The organism is Erythrobacter sp. AP23 (assembly GCF_001542855.1).
In the GTDB taxonomy this organism is placed as follows: Bacteria; Pseudomonadota; Alphaproteobacteria; order Sphingomonadales; family Sphingomonadaceae; genus Qipengyuania.
In genome coordinates, this window is the sequence record NZ_LNBY01000016.1 from 1 (window position 1) to 17,152 (window position 17,152).

Genomic DNA, 17,152 nt, shown 5'->3' on the forward strand with positions numbered 1-17,152 from the left:
CGGCGGAGGCGGCGGCGGGGGCGGCGGAGCACCGAAGTTGAAGGCCAGCGTGCCGAGAATGGAATGCGACGACCAGTCGCCCTCGACCACCGAAGTGCCGAACGAACCGCCGAGCTCGTAATCGGGGACGTTGAAGAAGCGATAGCGCAAGCCGACGTCGATCGTGTCGGTCAGCGGCGCGCGGACGCCCGCCAGGGCCTGCCAGGCGAATTCCCATTCATCGCCATTGACGAGGTTCTGCTGTCCGCCCGGCGCGGTGATGGCGATCGACTGATCGACGATCGCGCTACCGGCACCGGCACCGACGAATGCCTGGAGGCCGTCGTCATCGCCGAAATCGAGGAGCACGTTACCCATCAGGCTGGCTGCCGAGGAATCACCCAGCAGGCGGCCCGAGCCGAATGTGCCGAATGGCGTAATCAAGCTCTCGTGATCGGCCTGGCGGTAACTGGCTTCCAGTTCGACGCGAAAGGCACCGTAATCGTAGCCGAGAATGGCGGTACCGTCGAAGCCGTAGTCGGACTCGAGCGTCACCTGGTCGCCCGTAGCCGGGTTCACCTCGGTCAAGTCGAAGTCGTTGAGATGCATCGGCCCGAAGCCGAATTCGACATAGGCACTATCGTCTTTCGCCACCGCAGGTGCGGCGAGCGCGGTCGAGCACAAGGCCAGACCCAATGTAATCTTGCGCATGATTCCCTCGCTTTCTTGTTTCAGGCAATTGCCTGTTCGCAAAAGCGTGTGACAATTGCGTTCGTTCCATCGGAAAACATTATTTTTTTGGTAATATTGCCGGATCGAAGAATGGAAGGTCGGATTTCCGCCCCCACGCCGCGGGCGATCGGGATCGGTTGCGTTGCGCGAATGGCGGCGGGCGTGTGCCTCAGCGAGTACGGGCTCGCGAGCATCAGCGGGGAAATGACACCCTGACCGCAACGCCCGATGCGCCCAGCCTGGCAGGTTCCTGCATGATCCGCCTCTCGGAACGGATCGCCCGTAAATGCGACTTGACTGTCAGCCTCGCTTGCGTGCCTGCGCATAGCTGCCCAGCAGGCGCACATCGTTGGTCTGGAAGGCGAGTTCTTCCAGAGCTGCGTCGACGCGGGGCTCGCCCGGCGCGCCTTCGATATCGGCGAAGAACTGCGTCGCCGCAAAGCTGGCGCCCTTCTGGTAGCTTTCGAGCTTGGTCATGTTCACGCCATTGGTCGCGAAGCAGCCCAGCGCCTTGTAAAGCGCGGCGGGAATGTTCTTCACCTCGAAGATGAAGGTGGTCATCGCCTGGGCGCCTTCGAGGGCGGCCGGGTCGAGCGCCTCTTTCGCGAGAACGACGAAACGCGTGGTGTTGTCATGCGCGTCCTCCACCTCCCGCTCGATGACGTCGAGACCATAGAGGTCCGCTGCCAGTGCCGGGGCGATCGCGGCGATATTGTCCTTGCCGCTTTCCGCAACGAAGGCGGCCGCGCCCGCCGTATCGGCATGGCTCAACCCGACGATTCCGCGCTCGGACAGGAATCTGTGCGACTGGCCGAGCGCCTGCGGGTGGCTGTAGGCGGCCTCGAAGGGGCCCGGACCCAGCGCCATCAGGCAATGGGTAATGCGCATGAAATGTTCGGCCACGATCGACAGCCCGCTGCCGGGCAGCAGGAAATGGATATCGGCCACGCGGCCATGCTGGCTGTTCTCGATCGGGATCATCGCGCAGCCCGCCGCGCCGCTGTCGACCGCTTCCAGCGCGTCTTCGAAGCTGAAACACGGAAGCGGCAGGGCATCGGGCGCGAATTGCATCGCGGCCTGGTGCGAGTTCGATCCCGGCGCCCCGCCGAAGGCGATCGCGCGCATCGGGTCCTGCGCCGCGGCGGCGCGCATCGAATCGACAAGGGCGAGGGCGGGTTTGGCGAACTGGCGCATGGTCAGAGCCGCGTTACGGGTGCGTTTCGGCAGCATCAAGCGCTATTGCGCCCTGCGCACTTGCGAAAGGTGGCCGTGCGCACTAGAGCGGCGCGCAACCATCCGACCAACCGATTTTCGCCGGGTATTTTACGCAATGGACGATCGTTTCAACACCGCCGCTGGCTGGGTACTCTTCGCAGGCATCGTGGCCCTCGGCGGCTCCATCGCATCGGGCATGTATTTCCACGCCGACGACGGTTCGCTGCCCGAAGGCGTCGAGCCGGGATACTTCATCGAAGGCGAGGCCGAAGAAGGCGCCGCCGATACCGGCCCCGATCTCGGCACGCTGCTCGCCAGCGCGGATGCCGCCGCGGGCGAGCGGGTCTTTGCCAAGTGCACCGCCTGCCACACGATCGATCAGGGCGGCGCCAACGGTATCGGCCCGAACCTCTACGGCATCATGGGCAAGGCCATCGGTGGCGGTGCCGCCGGATTCGCCTACTCGTCGGCCCTGGCGGAAAAGGGCGGCCAGTGGACCTGGGAAAACATGGACGCCTGGCTCGAAAGCCCGCGCGGCTTTGCCAATGGCACCAAGATGAGTTTCGCCGGCCTCGGCAAGCCTGAAGATCGCGCCAATGTGATGGAATTCATGGCCACCTATGGCGGCGCACCCGCCAAGCCCGAACCCGCTCCGGCCGAAGAAGAGATCGATGTCGATGCGCCCGGCGCAGGCCCGGGTCCCGTCGAAGGCGTTCCCGTCGAAGGACCCGAAGCCGCAACGGGTATGAGCGCCGACCAGCCGGTCGCCGCCGCCAATGCCGCGACCGACAATGAAGGCGCCACCAAGGTCGACTGACCCGGTCGCTTGCATCTGGAAACGAGAAGCCCCGCTCCGGCGGGGTTTTTTGTGTCCGGCCTCAGCCGCCCTTGAACCCTTGGGCGATGACGTACCACTCGCTCGAGCCCTTGCGGCTCGCGGGTGGCTTGGCGTGTTTGACCGTCTTGAAGTGCTGCTTGAGCAGATTGAGCAGGTCGGTGTCGGTCCCGCCTGCGAGAACCTTGGCGAGATAGGTCCCGCCGGGGGCGAGGTTCTCGATCGCAAACCAGGCTCCGGCCTCGACCAGGCCCATGGTGCGCAAATGGTCGGTCTGCTTGTGGCCGACGGTATTGGCGGCCATGTCGCTCATCACCAGCTCGGCCTTTCCGCCCAGCGCCTCTTCCAGCACGGCAGGGGCCTCGTCGTCCATGAAATCCATTTGGAAGATGGTGACACCCTCGATCGGTTCGACTTCCAGCAGGTCGATCCCGACGACATGCGCCTTGGGTTTGCGCTTGCGCACGACCTGCGCCCAGCCGCCCGGCGCAATCCCGAGATCGACCACGCGGGTGACGCCTTTCAGCAGGTCGAATTTCTCGTCGAGCTCGATCAGCTTGTAGGCTGCACGGCTGCGGTAGCCTTCGGCCTTGGCCTGCTTCACATAGGGATCGTTGAGTTGTCGCTGCAGCCAGCGGGTCGAACTGGCGGTTCGCTTCTTGGCGGTGCGGACGCGGGTATCGCGGTCTTTGCCCGAGCGTGACATTATGAATTGCCTTTGTTTGGTGCGCTATCGACATTCGTCGTTAGCTTGCGGCTGCGCCATACCACGCCCCATCCCCGCCCCCCACAAGATACCGTGCCGTGGGTGGCGGGGATGGGGCGTGGGATGGAACAGCAAGGGCCGGACGGATGTCCGGCACGCACGCATAAGGGGCTCCGGCCCATCCTGGCCGTACCCTCCCGCACTGCACCGAAATCAAACATCCTGTTCCCGCATCCGCTGTAATGCCGCGCGGCTGCGTTCGCCTTCGGTGTCGGCGGCGATCAGGCTGCGCAGTATGCCCTCCCGGATGCCCCGGTCGGCCACGCCCAATTGTTCGGCAGGCCAGATGTCGAGGATCGATTCGAGGATTGCGCACCCCGCGATGACGAGGTTCGCCCGGTCGTCGCCGATACAGGGTAGGCGCTTGCGATCCGCTGCGCTCATTCGCGAAAGGCGGCCCGAAATATCGCGCATTGCCTGCGAGGCCACGATCAGGCCGTCGACCGCGCGCCGGTCGTATTGCGGCAGCTCGAGGTGGAGGCTCGCCAGCGTCGTGACCGTGCCGCTGGTGCCGAGCAGCCGGATCGGTTCGGGCGAGCCTGTGTGCCCGCGAATGCGCTCGGCGAATTCGGCGAAACTGCGTCCGACCGTGCGGCGCATCTGGACATAGCGGTCGAGCCGCGCGGCCTCGCTTTCGTCCGATCCATCGACCGTGTCGGTAAGCGAGACCACCCCCCAGGGCACGCTCAACCAGTCGAGAATGCGCGGGACCTTTTCTCCGGGCTGAACCAGCACCAGTTCGGTCGAACCGCCGCCGATATCGAAGATGATCGCCGGCCCATTGCCCTCCTCCAGCAGCACGTGGCAGCCGAGCACGGCAAGGCGCGCCTCTTCCTGGGCGGAAATGATGTCGAGCATGATGCCCGTCTCGCGCCGGACGCGTTCGATGAAGGCCGGGCCGTTGGCAGCTCGGCGGCAGGCCTCGGTCGCGACCGAGCGCGCCAGCCGGACGTTGCGGCGGCGCAGTTTTTCCGCGCAGACATGGAGAGCGGCCATGGTGCGCTCCATCGCTTCGTCGGACAGCTTACCGCTTGCCGCCAACCCCTCGCCCAGCCGGACCACGCGGCTGAAGGCATCGATCACGGTGAAGTTCTCGCCCGAGGGCCGCGCAATCAGCAGGCGGCAGTTGTTGGTACCGAGGTCGAGCGCGGCGTAGGCCTGTCGGCGCTGCGGATGGCCGGAATTATGCCTCGATTTGCCATTCGGACGGGCGGCAATCGCGCCATCGCAGCGCGGCGCATTGCGCCGGTCGCTTTGCTTGGCTTCGGGCCGGGAAGGGCGCTTGTAGCGGAAATCGGCTACCTTGCCGGACTTGCCGCCCCGTTGTGTCCCGTGCCCCCTTTTCGTGTCCGGCGGAGAATAGTCCGCCATACTTGGAGCTTTCTTGTTCCTCCCGTGCAAACCACCGTGCACGGGGACTTGCCGGCGATGCTAGCGGCGAAGCTTAGGCGGGGCAAGTGCGCGCGCAACGCACGGGGTTGACCTCGCGCGGCGGCGAAACTAGATGCGCGGCCTCTTCCGGAGCGGCAAAGCGATTCCCGCCCGCCCGGACGGCTGATGCCCCGTCGTCTAATGGTAAGACTACGGACTCTGACTCCGTCAATTGAGGTTCGAATCCTCACGGGGCATCCATTCTTCCTCCCCCGTTGCCAAAGCCTTCCATCCGCGCCAGACAGGTTGCAATGGGAGACGGACATTTGAGCGAGACCTTTCCGGAAATCCGCGATGCGGTGCGGCGGCTTTGCGCCAGGTTCCCGGGCGAATACTGGCAGCGGCTCGATCGCGAGCGGGCCTATCCGACGGAATTCGTGACCGCGCTGACCGAGGCGGGGTTCCTGTCCGTCCTGATCCCCGAGGAATATGACGGATCGGGCCTCGGGCTCGAGGCGGCCTGCGCGGTGCTCGAGGAAATCCATCGCTCGGGTTCCAACGGCGGCGCCTGCCACGCGCAGATGTACACCATGGGAACGCTGCTCAAGCACGGATCGCAAGAGCAGAAGCGCGCGTACCTGCCCAAGATCGCCAGTGGCGAATTGCGCCTGCAGGCCTTCGGCGTGACCGAACCGGGGGCGGGGACCGACACGACGCGCATATCGACTTTCGCGAAGGATGCGGGCGACCATTATCTGGTCAACGGCCAGAAGATCTGGATCAGCCGCGCCGAGCATTCCGACCTCATGGTGCTTCTGTGCCGCACGACCCCGCGCGAAGAATGCGCCAAGCCTTCCGATGGGATGAGCGTGCTACTGGTCGACATGCGCGAGGCAGTCGGCAATGGACTGACCGTGCGGCCGGTTCGGACCATGCTGAACCACGCCACGACCGAACTGTTCTTCGACGATCTCAAGGTGCCCAAGTCGGCGCTGATCGGCGAGGAGGGCAAGGGCTTCCGCTATATCCTGTCGGGCATGAACGCCGAGCGCATCCTGATCGCCGCCGAATGCATCGGCGACGGGCGTTTCTTCATCGACAAGGCCAGCGCCTATGCCAAGGAGCGCAACGTCTTCGGCCGCGCCATCGGCGAGAACCAGGGCGTGCAGTTCCCCATCGCGCGCGCCTATGTCCAGCTGTCCGCTGCGGCCGAGATGGTCACCAAGGCCGCGCGCATGTTCGACGCGGGCGAGACGGCGGGGACCGAGGCCAATATGTCAAAAATGCTGGCGAGCGAGGCCAGCTGGGCGGCGGCAGACATGTGCATCCAGACGCACGGCGGCTTCGGCTTCGCCGAGGAATACGACGTGGAACGCAAGTTTCGCGAAACGCGGCTCTACCAGGTCGCGCCGATCAGCACCAATCTGATCCTCAGCCATGTGGCGACGCATGTGCTGGATCTGCCCAAGAGTTTCTGAGGAGAGAAAATCCATGTCGAACGGTCCGCTGACCGGCCTCAAGGTCGTCGAATTCCAGGGCATCGGCCCGGGTCCCCACGTGGCGATGATGCTCGCCGATATGGGCGCCGAGGTCGTGCGGATCGAGCGCGCCGGGCACCAGCCGATGAACCCGGTGGTCGAACGCGCGCGGCATCGCGTAGCGGTCGACCTCAAGAGCGAGGAGGGGCAAGAATTCGTCAAGACCGCGCTTAAACATGCCGACGTGCTGGTCGAAGGCTTCCGCCCCGGCGTGATGGAGCGGTTGGGGCTGGGGCCCGACGAGATGCTCGCAGCCAATCCGCGGCTCGTCTATGCGCGCATGACCGGCTGGGGGCAGGACGGCCCGCTCGCGCAGGCTGCCGGGCACGATCTCAACTATATCGCGATCACCGGCGCGCTCGACGCGATCGGCAGGCGCGGCGAGCTGCCGGTGCCGCCGCAGAACCTCGTCGGCGATTTCGGCGGCGGCTCGATGTATTGCGCGATGGGGATCCTCGCCGCACTGTTCGAGCGCGAGCGGAGCGGCAAGGGGCAGGTGGTCGACGCGGCGATCGTCGACGGCGTCACCAGCCTGATGAGCTTTTTCTACGGCCAGCCGCACAGCGCGCTGCGCACGGTCGAGCGCGGCGCGGGCCTGCTCGGCGGCGCGGCACATTTCTACCGCTGCTATAAATGCAAGGACGGTAAGGAAGTGAGCGTCGGCGCAATCGAGCCGCAGTTCTACGCCGAGCTGCTCCAGCGCGCCGAGGCGCCCGAGCATCTGCGCGAGCGCCAGATGGATCCGTCCAAATGGGACGATTATGCCGAGGACCTCGCCGAACTCTTCGCCACCAAAACGCAGGCCGAATGGTGCGAGCTGCTCGAAGGGACCGATGCGTGCTTCTCGCCGGTCGTCCCGCTCGACCATGCCAAGGACCATCCGCATATGAAGGCACGCGGCGCTTTCGTCGAGCACGGCGGCCGCTGGCACACCGCGCCTGCGCCGCGTTTCGACCGGACGCCGAACACCATTCGCGACAGCGCCGAAGATGGCGACGCAGTGGTGGCGCGCTGGCAGCAAGAGGGGTAAAGGCACGCGCAAAGGAGAGATTTACGATGCGCGAGTGCACTAAATTCTACATCGACGGCCAGTGGGTCGATCCGGTCGAGCCGAACACGCAGCCGGTCGAAAACCCGGCTACCGAGGAAACCATCGGCCACATCAGCTTCGGCACGAAAGCCGATGTCGACAAGGCCGTGGCCGCTGCGCGCCGCGCGTTCGAAACCTTCAGCCAGACGAGCAAGGAAGAGCGCCTTACTCTGCTGCGCGCGATCCAGGCCGAGATCGAGAACCGCAAGGAAGAGCTCGCCACGGCCGTCAGCGACGAAATGGGCGCGCCGATGAGCCTGGCGAACGGCCCGCATGTCGGGCTCCTCACCGGGCATTGCCAGAAGGCGATCGAGATTCTCGAAGGCTTCGCGTTCGAACGCCAGGACGGCCCGACGCTTCACGTGTGGGAGCCGGTGGGCGTGGTCGGCATGATTACCCCGTGGAACTGGCCGCTCAACCAGATCGCCTGCAAGGTCTTCCCCGCGCTTGCGACCGGCAACACGATGGTGCTGAAGCCTTCAGAGATCGCTCCTTTCAACGCCTATATCTTCGCCGAGATCATGGATGCGGCGGGCGTCCCGGCAGGCGTCTTCAACCTCGTCAACGGCGACGGGCCTGGCGTGGGCGAGGCGATTTCGGGCCATCCGGATATCGACATGGTCAGCTTCACCGGTTCGACCCGGGCGGGCATTCTCATCGCCAAGAACGCCGCGGACACGGTCAAGCGCGTGGCGCAGGAACTGGGCGGCAAGAGCCCGAACATCGTGCTCGACGACAGCGCCTTCACCCAGTCGGTCGCCAAGGGCACCGTCGCGATGATGGGCAATTCGGGCCAGACCTGCACCGCGCCCAGCCGCATGCTCGTGCCGCACAAACGCATGGAAGAAGCCAAGGCCGCAGCCAAGGAAGCGGCCGAAGGCGTCATTCCCGGCGATCCCAAGGGCAATGCGGCGATCGGCCCGGTCGTCAGCCGCACGCAGTGGGACAAAATCCAGGGCCTGATCGAAAAGGGCATCGAGGAAGGCGCGACGCTGGTCGCCGGCGGCCCCGGCAAGCCCGAGGGGCTCGAAACCGGCCACTACGTCAAGCCGACCGTCTTCGCCGATGTCGACAACGACATGACGATCGCGCGCGAGGAAATCTTCGGGCCCGTGCTCTGCATCCTCGGCTATGAGGACTACGACGACGCCATCCGCATCGCCAATGATACCGAATACGGCCTCGCCAGCGCGGTGATGGGCGAGGACATCGAAACCGCGCGCAGCCTTGCCAAGCGCATCCGCGCGGGACGGGTCGCGATCAATGGCGGCTATGATCTCAACGCGGCCTTCGGTGGCTATAAGAAGTCGGGCAATGGCCGCGAATGGGGCGAATGGGGCTTCCACGATTTCCTCGAAGTGAAAGCCGTGATGGGCCACAGCTGATGGCGGGCAGGCATTTCGACGAGTGGGAAATCGGCGACAAGCTGACGCATGAAATCCGGCGCACGGTGACCGAGGCGGACAACCTCTTCTTCACCGTTATGACCCACAATCCGCAGCCGCTTCACCTCGACGTGGAAGCGGCGAAGGAGAGCGAGTTCGGGCAGATCCTCGTCAACGGGACCTATACCTTCTCGCTTATGGTGGGGCTCAGCGTGGGAGACACCACACTCGGCACGCTGGTGGCGAACCTCGGTTACGACAAGCTGGTCATGCCCAAACCGGTGTTCATCGGCGATACGCTGCATGCGACCAGCGAAGTGATCGGTCTTCGCGAAAGCAAGTCCCGGCCCGATACCGGGATCGTCACCTTCCTGCACGAAGCGGTGAACCAGCGCGGCGAGGTCGTGTGCCGCTGCGAACGCTCGGCACTGCTCAGGAAAAGCTCCTGATATTCGGGAATCGCAACCCTTTCGCCGGCTCGCGCGTTGAGGGGCGAAGGGGAGAGCGATGAATGGACACGAACCGGAGAGCGTCGAGGACGTAATCGGCGAGCTCGACGAGCTCGCCTCGAAATCCGACGAAGTGCGCATTCGCGACGCGCTCGACGATTTCGGCGGGCGCAGTTTCGGACCGTTCATTCTCCTGCCGGCACTCCTGGAGCTTACGCCGGTGGGCGGTATCCCGGGGGTGCCGAGTTTTCTGGCTGCAGTCATCGCCCTTGTAGCATTGCAGATGCTGTTCGGCCGGGATCACGTCTGGTTGCCGCAGTTCATTCAGAATCGATCGATAGGCTCGAAAAAGCTGCACAAGGCGGTGCGAAAGCTGCGTGGAGTGGCCAAATGGCTCGACGGGCACAGCCGCGACCGTTTCGATTCCCTCACCACGGGCATTTGGATCAAGGTCGCGGCAGTGGCGATCCTTTTGCTTTGCGCGACCGTGCCGCCGCTCGAATTCGTGCCCTTTGCCAGCTCGGCGCCAATGCTCGCGATTGTCGCGATCGCGCTGGCGCTGATCGTGCGCGACGGCCTGGTGATGATCGGCGCGCTGGTGCTGGCGGCGGCTGCCCTCGGCGGTGGAACCTATTACTATTATGCGTCCGACGACGAAGCGGGATCGGGCGGCGTGGCGGCTCTCACCCACGAGGCATCTCGCGCGCAGGCTTGACCGGCGCGTTGCTCCCTGAGCAGAATGGCTTCGGGGTCGAGGCCGACGGGCCAGGGAGAGCGATAATGCGCACGATATTACTGGCCACCGCAGCCGCGTTGCTGACGGGCGCCTGCGCGGGCGACCGCCCGGGCGAACCGACCGAGGCGCAGCGCGGCGATGGCACCGACACGATCGAACTCGCCGAATTCCCCAACCGGCCCTATTGGGGCGATACCCATCTCCACACCGATACTTCTGTCGATGCCTTCGGATTCGGTGTCAGGCTGGGCGCGGAACCTGCGCTGAAATTCGCGCGCGGCGATACGGTCACCGCAACCACGGGAATGAAGGCGCAGCTCGACCGGCCTCTCGACTTTCTTGTAATCTCGGACCATTCGGACGCGATGGGTGCCACCCGGCGGCTCTACGATGCGCCGCGCATCCTTGTGCGCGATCCCACGCTCAGGCGCTGGTACGATATGATGCACGATAGTCCCGAACAGTCGACACGCGCGGTGGGAGAGCTGATTACTGCCGCGGCCAATGGCACGATTCCCGAAGCACTCATCGATCCCGAGCGCCAGGCAGCCGCCACCCGCGAGCTTTGGGACAGCCATCTCGACCTGCTCGATCGCTACAATCGCCCGGGCGAATTCACCGCCTTCGCGGGCTTCGAATGGACGTTAATGCCCGACGGCAACAATCTCCACCGCGTGGTCATGTTCAGGGATGGCAGCGTGAAGACCGGGCAGGTCGTCCCCTTTCCCGGCATCGACACGACCCCCGAGCGATTGTGGGATTATATGGAGGCCTACGAAGCCAATACCGGCGGGCGCGTTCTGGCCATCCCGCACAATTCGAACCTGTCCAACGGCATGATGTTCGAACTGGTTGGCCCCGATGGCGGGGCAATGAGCGCCGATTACGCCCGCCGCCGGGCGCGCTACGAACCGGTAGTCGAAGCCACCCAGATCAAGGGCGATAGCGAAACCCATCCCTTTCTCTCGCCGAACGACGAGTTTGCCGCTTTCGGTGTCGCAGGCTGGGAACTCGGCAACCTTCCTCTGACCCGCCGCTCGACGCCCGACATGTATGCCGGCAGCTATGTGCGCAATGCCCTGCTGCGCGGCCTGACGCTCGAACAGCAGATGGGGGTCAATCCCTACGCCTTCGGCCTCATCGGTTCGACCGACAGCCACACTGCGCTGGCGACCGGCGATGAAGACAATTATTTCGGCAAGCACACTGGCAATGAACCGCGCGCAGGGCGGGCGCTGGAAAGCCAGAATCTCGGCACGGCCGAAGGCCGCTTCGGCTGGCACTATCTTGCCGGGGGTTATGCTGCGGCCTGGGCGCGCGGCAACACGCGCGCGGAGATATTCGATGCCTTCATGCGGCGCGAGGTCTATGCGACGACGGGGCCGCGCATGGTCCTGCGCCTGTTCGCGGGCTTCGATTTCGCGGAGAACGACTGGGACGGCGACTGGGTTCGCACCGGATACACGGGCGGCGTCCCGATGGGCGGCGAACTGCAGGATAGTGGCCGCGCACCGGTCTTCCTGATCTCGGCGCTCAAGGACCCCGAGGGCGCCAATCTCGACCGGGTGCAGGTGGTCAAGGGCTGGGTCGATGCCGATGGCGAGGCGCAGGAGCGCATCTACGATGTCGCCTGGTCCGATATGGATGGCGAGCGCCGGCGCGTAAGCGGCCGGATACCCGCGGTGGGCGACACGGTGATCCGGCGCGAGGCGACCTACGACAATACCATCGGCGCACCCGAACTGCGTGCGACATGGCGCGACCCCGACTATCGCCCGGGCCAGCGGGCCTTTTACTATGTCCGCGTGCTCGAGATCCCGACGCCGAGCTGGGTGCTGTTCGATGCCAAACGCTTCGGTTTCGACCTGCCGCCCGATGTGGTCGAGGCCAACGTGATCCAGGAACGCGCCTATTCCTCGCCGATATGGCTGAAACCGCGCCGCCGGCCCGGTGACGCGCCGCTCATCATGGATGAAGGATGATCCGCAAGCTGCTGCGCGATCCGCTCGCGCATTTCCTTGTTGCGGGGGCCGCTATCTGGGGCCTGCTCGCGCTCGCGGGCGATCCCGTCGATCCGGCGAGCCGGACGATCGAACTCTCGCGCGAGCGGCAGGCGGGTATCGCCCTCGGCTTCGAACGGATGATGGGGCGCCCACCGACCGATGCCGAGATGGATTGGGCCATCGAGCGCTGGATTCGCGAAGAAGTGCTGTACCGCGAGGCCCTGCGCCTAGGGTTCGACGAGGGCGATGCCATCGTGCGGCGGCGGCTGGCGACCAAGATGGACGAGCTGGCCGGTGCGGAGGCCGAAGTGGCGCGGCCCTCCGATGCGGTGCTCGAACAATGGCTTGCCGACAATCCGGGCGCCTATGCCATGGGCGGTACAGTCACATTCGAACAGGCTTATTTCCCTAGCGAGCGAGCGGCACGGGCAGCGATGACGGAGGCGAGCCCGGAGGGTGAGCCGATCAGCCTGCCGCGCTCGGTCGCGCGCATGCCCCTGACCGAGGTGCGAGTAGTTTTCGGGAGGGAATTCGCAGCAGAGCTTTCCGCTCTTGCCGCCGGACCGGATTGGCAGGGGCCGATTGGTTCGGGCTATGGTTGGCATCTCGTGCGCCTCGCCAAACGCGACGGTGGGAGCGGCCCGCCGCTCGCCGAAATTCGCGACCGGGTCGAGGCCGACTGGCGCAGCGCGACGATCGCCGAGCGACGGCAGCGTGCCTATGAAGTCTTGCGCGAGGCCTATACGGTCGAGGTCGAATGATCCGCTGGCTTGCCGCGCTGTGCCTGCTTGCCATGGGCGCGCCTGTGCAGGCGGACGAGATGCGGCCGGTCGCGATCCAATTCGAGCAGGTTGACGAGGGCGAGTGGCGGCTGGGCTGGCGCCAACCCATAGCCAGCGCAGCGGACGACCGTATGGCCATGCCGCAAATTCCCGCCAATTGCCGGATCGAGGGTAAGGTCGAGCGACAGATGGCCCCGCTTGCGGCTCACGGCGCGGCCGATGTGACCTGCACGGGTGAGGTCGCGGGTCAAACCATCGGCTGGCCCGCCTTTCCCGGTCATGGCGAGGCGATTTTGCGTGTTTCGCCGCTTGGGCGAGCTTTGCAGGTCCACCGCCTGACGCCGGAAACCCCCTTCGCCACCATCGCGGAACGGCCTTCGGCGGCGCAGGTCTGGCGCAGCTATTTCGTGATCGGGGTCGAACACATCCTTGCCGGCTGGGACCATCTGCTGTTCGTGATCGCGCTCGTCCTGCTGGTGGCACGGCCCTGGCCGGTGGTGAAAGCGGCCACGGCCTTCACCATCGCACATTCGATCACGCTGGCGGCGGTAACGCTTGGATTTTCGGGTATAAGACAGGATGTGGTCGAGGCCCTGATCGCCCTGTCCATCGTGTTCCTCGCCGTCGAGATTGCCCGCGGAAGGCGCGATACGCTGACCCGGCGCCTGCCGTGGCTGGTCGCCTTCGCCTTCGGCCTGCTGCACGGCTTCGGCTTTGCCGGCGCCCTGCGCGAGATCGGCCTGCCCGAGGGTGAAGTCCCCGCGGCACTGGTCAGCTTCAATCTCGGCGTGGAAGCGGGGCAATTGCTGGTCGTCGCCGCCGTCCTTGCGCTCTTGCGGCTGGTCGATCGGCTGCGCCCCCGGGCCCGACCGCGGCTGGTGCGGCTTTCCGCCTATGGGGTGGGGATAATGGGCAGCTATTGGCTGATCGACCGGCTCTTCGGCTGAGAGCGGAATTTCCGCATGCCCGCGCAACTTGCCATTCACCTGTCGCACCCTACATTATCGGCAGTGAAAGGAACCCGCGCATGAGCGACCAGAATTCCCCGCCCGAGCCCGAGGGCAATGGGCCCAATCCCTGGGTGAAGAGCCTGATGATCTGGGGCGGCATCTTCCTCGCCCTCCTGATGGTCGTTTCGGTCTTCGGCGGCGGGACGAGCGGCGCCGGAACGCAGCTCCAATATTCCGATTTCCGCGACAAGGTCGCCGAAGGGTCGGTCGCCAATGTGCAGATCTCCGAAACGCAGATCGTCGGTGAGATGAAGAATGGAGAGCAATTCTCGACCATTCCGGTGGCTAACGACACCACGCTGCCGCAATTGCTCGAAGACAATGGGGTGCGCTATTCCGGCGTGGAGGCCGAAAGCGGCAATATCCTGCTCTATGCGCTGATCCAGATCCTGCCCTTCGTGCTGATCCTCGGCATCGCCTTTTTCGCGCTGCGCCAGGTCCAGAAGGGCGGCGGCGCAGGCGGCGCGATGGGTTTCGGCAAGTCCAAGGCCAAGCTGCTGACCGAACGTCAGGGCAAGGTTACTTTCGAAGATGTCGCCGGTATCGACGAAGCGCGCGAGGAGCTCGAGGAAATCGTCGAGTTCCTCAAGGACCCGCAGCGCTTCTCCAAGCTCGGCGGCCAGATCCCCAAGGGTGCATTGCTGGTCGGCTCTCCCGGGACCGGTAAGACGCTGCTCGCCCGCGCCATCGCAGGCGAAGCGGGCGTACCCTTCTTCACCATTTCGGGCTCCGACTTCGTCGAAATGTTCGTCGGCGTCGGCGCCAGCCGCGTGCGCGACATGTTCGAACAGGCCAAGAAGAATGCGCCGTGCATCCTCTTCATCGACGAGATCGACGCGGTCGGACGCTCGCGCGGTCACGGCCTCGGCAATTCGAACGACGAGCGCGAGCAGACGCTCAACCAGCTGCTGGTCGAAATGGACGGTTTCGAGGCCAATGAAGGCATCATCATCATCGCCGCGACCAACCGTCCCGACGTGCTCGATCCGGCCCTGCTGCGTCCGGGCCGTTTCGACCGCCAGGTCGTCGTGCCCGTGCCCGACATCGATGGGCGCGAGAAGATCCTCGCCGTGCACATGAAGAAGGTGCCGCTGGCGCCCGATGTGAACCCGCGCACCATCGCGCGCGGCACGCCGGGCTTCTCGGGCGCGGATCTTGCGAACCTCGTCAACGAGGCGGCGCTGCTCGCCGCGCGCCGCAACAAGCGCCTCGTCGCGATGCAGGAATTCGAGGATGCCAAGGACAAGGTCATGATGGGCGCGGAACGCCGCTCCATGGTCATGACCGAGGACGAAAAGAAGATGACCGCCTATCACGAGGCCGGCCACGCGCTGGTTTCGCTGAACGAGCCGGCTTCGGACCCGATCCACAAGGCGACGATCATCCCGCGCGGCCGCGCGCTGGGCATGGTGATGCGCCTGCCCGAACGCGACAATTACTCCTACCACCGCGACAAGATGCACGCGAACCTGGCCGTCGCCATGGGTGGCCGTGTCGCCGAGGAAATCATCTTCGGTCACGACAAGGTTTCCAGCGGTGCGTCCGGCGACATCCAGTATGCCACCGACCTCGCGCGCAACATGGTCACCAAATGGGGCATGTCCGACAAGCTCGGCCCGCTGCAGTACGAGGCGAGCCAGGAAGGCTATCTCGGCATGGGCCAGACCGCGCGCACCATGTCGGGCGCGGAAACCAACAAGCTGATCGATGCCGAGATCAAGCGCCTCGTCGAGGATGGTCTCGCCCGTGCGAAGGAAGTGCTGACCGAGCAGGAGGACAAGCTGCACCTGCTGGCGCAGGCGATGCTCGAATACGAAACGCTTACCGGCGACGAGATCGACCAGCTGATGAAGGACGGCAAGATCGACCGTCCCGACGAACCCAAGGGCCCGGTCGTGGTCAAGCCGGTCGCCGGTGCCGCGGTGCCGAAGGCCGGGCGCAAGCTCGGCGGAGGCCCCGCGCCGCAGGGCGCCTGACGCTCATTCTCAACAATTGACGAATGGGGCCGTCCGGACAGTTCGGGCGGCCCTTTCTCTTGGCTAGAACAATCCCAGCAGCATCAGCAGCGAGGTGAACAGGCCGAGGATGATGGAGATGAAAACGGTCAGCACCGACAGCCGCCATAACGCCGAAAAGCGCGAAAGGTCGTAAGTGCCGCGCAGCTGCTTGTAGATATGCAGCGGTGGGATCAGCATGGATGCCAGTGCGATATAGGTAGCCGAGACCCCGCCGAGTCCCGCGAGGACGAGTGCGAGGATCAGCATCGTCATGAAGCCCAGCGAATAGGTCACGAAGATCGCGTGATCATAGGCCCTGAACCGCCGCTTCCAGACGAACAGGAGCCAGACGAAGGGAATCGACAGCGGGATCAGCAGCCAGCTGAATTTGTAGAAATTGGTCTGCAGCTTGTAGAGCATCAGGCCTGGGTTCTTCTGCCACTTGTCCAGGCCCGCCTCGATCCATCCGACTTCTTCGAGATCGAGGGTCCAATCCTCGTCGGGCGTGGCGGTGACCGGCGCAAGCGCTCCTTCTCCCGCAGGAGTTTCGGGCGGCTCTTCGCTCTCCGTTTCCGGCGGCGTGTCACTGCTTGCGCTTCGCGTGGGCGCGAGGAACGGCAGTTCGGCCTGTGCCGCTCTCAATGCGCCCAGCTGGTCTTCGACCTCGGCGAGTTGCCGCTCGGCCCGCTCGCGCTCCGCATCGGTGCGGTCTCCATCGGCCACGCGTGCGGCCAGCGTGTCGCGCCGGCCCTCGAGGCGCTCGAGCTGTTCGCCGGTCAGCTCGCGCAGCTGTGCATCCGTATCGCCTTGCAGGTCGGTCGGCGCGCTGATCCCCGCGAACTGGAAGATCGCGAACATCAGGAAGATCGAGAACAGGAACAGCGCCATCGGGCTGACGAAGCGGGTGCGTTCGCCATCGATGTAGCGCCGGGTCAGTTCGCCCGGCTTGAAGGCGAGCATGGGCAGCGTGCGCCAGGTCTTGCTGTCGAAATGCACCGCGCCATGCGCGACGTCGTGCATGAAGGCGCTGAGCGTGCGGTGGAGGTGGGCCTTCTGGCCGCAGGCGTGGCAGTGCTCCCCGACCAGCGGCGTGCTGCAATTGAGACATTCGCCCTCGGCGAAGTGGCCCTTGTCGAGCGCGGGGGTACCGCCCGGCCTTTCCGAGACGGCCTTGGCATACAATCCACCCTCGACCGCGGTTCCCAGCCCTTCCACGATGTCGCTCATCCTGCCTCCTGTCGCGGCGCAGGATAGGGACAGCATC

Annotated in this window: 15 protein-coding genes and 1 tRNA gene; 11 read left to right on the plus strand and 5 right to left on the minus strand. The window is 65.0% G+C overall.

Annotated elements, in window-relative coordinates:
* Window positions 1-690 (minus strand): outer membrane protein (locus ASS64_RS09180; RefSeq protein ID WP_157075140.1); only part of this gene is annotated, 690 nt, incomplete at its 3' end.
* Window positions 691-1,011: 321 nt separating this feature from the next.
* Entirely contained in the window at window positions 1,012-1,905 is an 894-nt protein-coding gene (locus tag ASS64_RS09185; protein ID WP_067693575.1) for a prephenate dehydratase, read from the minus strand.
* Between the two features lie 136 nt (window positions 1,906-2,041).
* Between ASS64_RS09185 and ASS64_RS09190 the strand changes: the two genes are divergently transcribed.
* On the plus strand, window positions 2,042-2,743 hold the full coding sequence (locus tag ASS64_RS09190; protein WP_067693198.1) for a cytochrome c family protein: 702 nt from the start codon (window positions 2,042-2,044) through the stop codon (window positions 2,741-2,743).
* A gap of 61 nt (window positions 2,744-2,804) precedes the next feature.
* Here ASS64_RS09190 and ASS64_RS09195 read toward each other — a convergent pair whose 3' ends face one another.
* A complete protein-coding gene (locus ASS64_RS09195) occupies window positions 2,805-3,467 on the minus strand; it encodes an RlmE family RNA methyltransferase (RefSeq protein ID WP_067693201.1) in 663 nt (220 codons plus the stop codon).
* A 213-nt stretch (window positions 3,468-3,680) separates the two neighbouring features.
* Window positions 3,681-4,898 (minus strand): Ppx/GppA phosphatase family protein, encoded by a 1,218-nt coding sequence (locus ASS64_RS09200; RefSeq protein WP_067693204.1) that lies wholly within the window; start codon window positions 4,896-4,898, stop codon window positions 3,681-3,683.
* A 187-nt stretch (window positions 4,899-5,085) separates the two neighbouring features.
* On the opposite strand from ASS64_RS09200, the gene ASS64_RS09205 reads away from it, so the two are divergent.
* The 10 genes from ASS64_RS09205 to ftsH all read left to right on the plus strand — a co-directional run bounded on the left by ASS64_RS09205 (window position 5,086) and on the right by ftsH (window position 15,867).
* Window positions 5,086-5,159, plus strand: a tRNA-Gln gene (locus ASS64_RS09205).
* Window positions 5,160-5,224: 65 nt separating this feature from the next.
* Window positions 5,225-6,376 (plus strand): acyl-CoA dehydrogenase family protein, encoded by a 1,152-nt coding sequence (locus ASS64_RS09210; protein WP_369815367.1) that lies wholly within the window; start codon window positions 5,225-5,227, stop codon window positions 6,374-6,376.
* Window positions 6,377-6,389: 13 nt separating this feature from the next.
* Complete coding sequence (locus ASS64_RS09215) at window positions 6,390-7,466, plus strand: CaiB/BaiF CoA-transferase family protein (RefSeq protein ID WP_067693210.1); 1,077 nt, start codon at window positions 6,390-6,392, stop codon at window positions 7,464-7,466.
* 26 nt (window positions 7,467-7,492) lie between these two features.
* Entirely contained in the window at window positions 7,493-8,911 is a 1,419-nt protein-coding gene (locus ASS64_RS09220; RefSeq protein WP_067693213.1) for an aldehyde dehydrogenase family protein, read from the plus strand.
* A complete protein-coding gene (locus ASS64_RS09225; protein WP_067693216.1) occupies window positions 8,911-9,360 on the plus strand; it encodes a MaoC family dehydratase in 450 nt (149 codons plus the stop codon). The genes ASS64_RS09220 and ASS64_RS09225 overlap by 1 nt, the downstream gene beginning before the upstream one ends.
* A 58-nt stretch (window positions 9,361-9,418) precedes the next feature.
* Window positions 9,419-10,075 carry an exopolysaccharide biosynthesis protein gene (locus ASS64_RS09230; protein ID WP_067693219.1) on the plus strand — a complete coding sequence of 219 codons (657 nt, stop codon included), beginning with the start codon at window positions 9,419-9,421 and terminating at the stop codon, window positions 10,073-10,075.
* Between the two features lie 65 nt (window positions 10,076-10,140).
* Window positions 10,141-12,078 (plus strand): DUF3604 domain-containing protein, encoded by a 1,938-nt coding sequence (locus ASS64_RS09235; RefSeq protein WP_067693222.1) that lies wholly within the window; start codon window positions 10,141-10,143, stop codon window positions 12,076-12,078.
* On the plus strand, window positions 12,075-12,860 hold the full coding sequence (locus tag ASS64_RS09240) for a peptidyl-prolyl cis-trans isomerase (RefSeq protein ID WP_067693225.1): 786 nt from the start codon (window positions 12,075-12,077) through the stop codon (window positions 12,858-12,860). Before ASS64_RS09235 ends, ASS64_RS09240 begins: the two co-directional genes overlap by 4 nt.
* Complete coding sequence (locus ASS64_RS09245; protein ID WP_067693228.1) at window positions 12,857-13,828, plus strand: HupE/UreJ family protein; 972 nt, start codon at window positions 12,857-12,859, stop codon at window positions 13,826-13,828. Before ASS64_RS09240 ends, ASS64_RS09245 begins: the two co-directional genes overlap by 4 nt.
* Before the next feature lie 80 nt (window positions 13,829-13,908).
* On the plus strand, window positions 13,909-15,867 hold the full coding sequence (ftsH, locus tag ASS64_RS09250; protein WP_067693231.1) for an ATP-dependent zinc metalloprotease FtsH: 1,959 nt from the start codon (window positions 13,909-13,911) through the stop codon (window positions 15,865-15,867).
* Between the two features lie 63 nt (window positions 15,868-15,930).
* On the opposite strand, the gene ASS64_RS09255 is transcribed toward ftsH, so the two are convergent.
* Window positions 15,931-17,115 carry a DUF3667 domain-containing protein gene (locus ASS64_RS09255; protein ID WP_067693234.1) on the minus strand — a complete coding sequence of 395 codons (1,185 nt, stop codon included), beginning with the start codon at window positions 17,113-17,115 and terminating at the stop codon, window positions 15,931-15,933.
* Window positions 17,116-17,152: the final 37 nt, after the last annotated feature.

Bases quoted from the DNA above. Each gene is read 5' to 3' on its own strand.
- ASS64_RS09185 (WP_067693575.1), bottom strand. From the start codon at position 1,905: ATGCGCCAGTTCGCCAAACCCGCCCTCGCCCTTGTCGATTCGATGCGC.
- ASS64_RS09190 (WP_067693198.1), top strand. From the start codon at position 2,042: ATGGACGATCGTTTCAACACCGCCGCTGGCTGGGTACTCTTCGCAGGC.
- ASS64_RS09195 (WP_067693201.1), bottom strand. From the start codon at position 3,467: ATGTCACGCTCGGGCAAAGACCGCGATACCCGCGTCCGCACCGCCAAG.
- ASS64_RS09200 (WP_067693204.1), bottom strand. From the start codon at position 4,898: ATGGCGGACTATTCTCCGCCGGACACGAAAAGGGGGCACGGGACACAA.
- ASS64_RS09215 (WP_067693210.1), top strand. From the start codon at position 6,390: ATGTCGAACGGTCCGCTGACCGGCCTCAAGGTCGTCGAATTCCAGGGC.
- ASS64_RS09220 (WP_067693213.1), top strand. From the start codon at position 7,493: ATGCGCGAGTGCACTAAATTCTACATCGACGGCCAGTGGGTCGATCCG.
- ASS64_RS09225 (WP_067693216.1), top strand. From the start codon at position 8,911: ATGGCGGGCAGGCATTTCGACGAGTGGGAAATCGGCGACAAGCTGACG.
- ASS64_RS09230 (WP_067693219.1), top strand. From the start codon at position 9,419: ATGAATGGACACGAACCGGAGAGCGTCGAGGACGTAATCGGCGAGCTC.
- ASS64_RS09235 (WP_067693222.1), top strand. From the start codon at position 10,141: ATGCGCACGATATTACTGGCCACCGCAGCCGCGTTGCTGACGGGCGCC.
- ASS64_RS09240 (WP_067693225.1), top strand. From the start codon at position 12,075: ATGATCCGCAAGCTGCTGCGCGATCCGCTCGCGCATTTCCTTGTTGCG.
- ASS64_RS09245 (WP_067693228.1), top strand. From the start codon at position 12,857: ATGATCCGCTGGCTTGCCGCGCTGTGCCTGCTTGCCATGGGCGCGCCT.
- ftsH (WP_067693231.1), top strand. From the start codon at position 13,909: ATGAGCGACCAGAATTCCCCGCCCGAGCCCGAGGGCAATGGGCCCAAT.
- ASS64_RS09255 (WP_067693234.1), bottom strand. From the start codon at position 17,115: ATGAGCGACATCGTGGAAGGGCTGGGAACCGCGGTCGAGGGTGGATTG.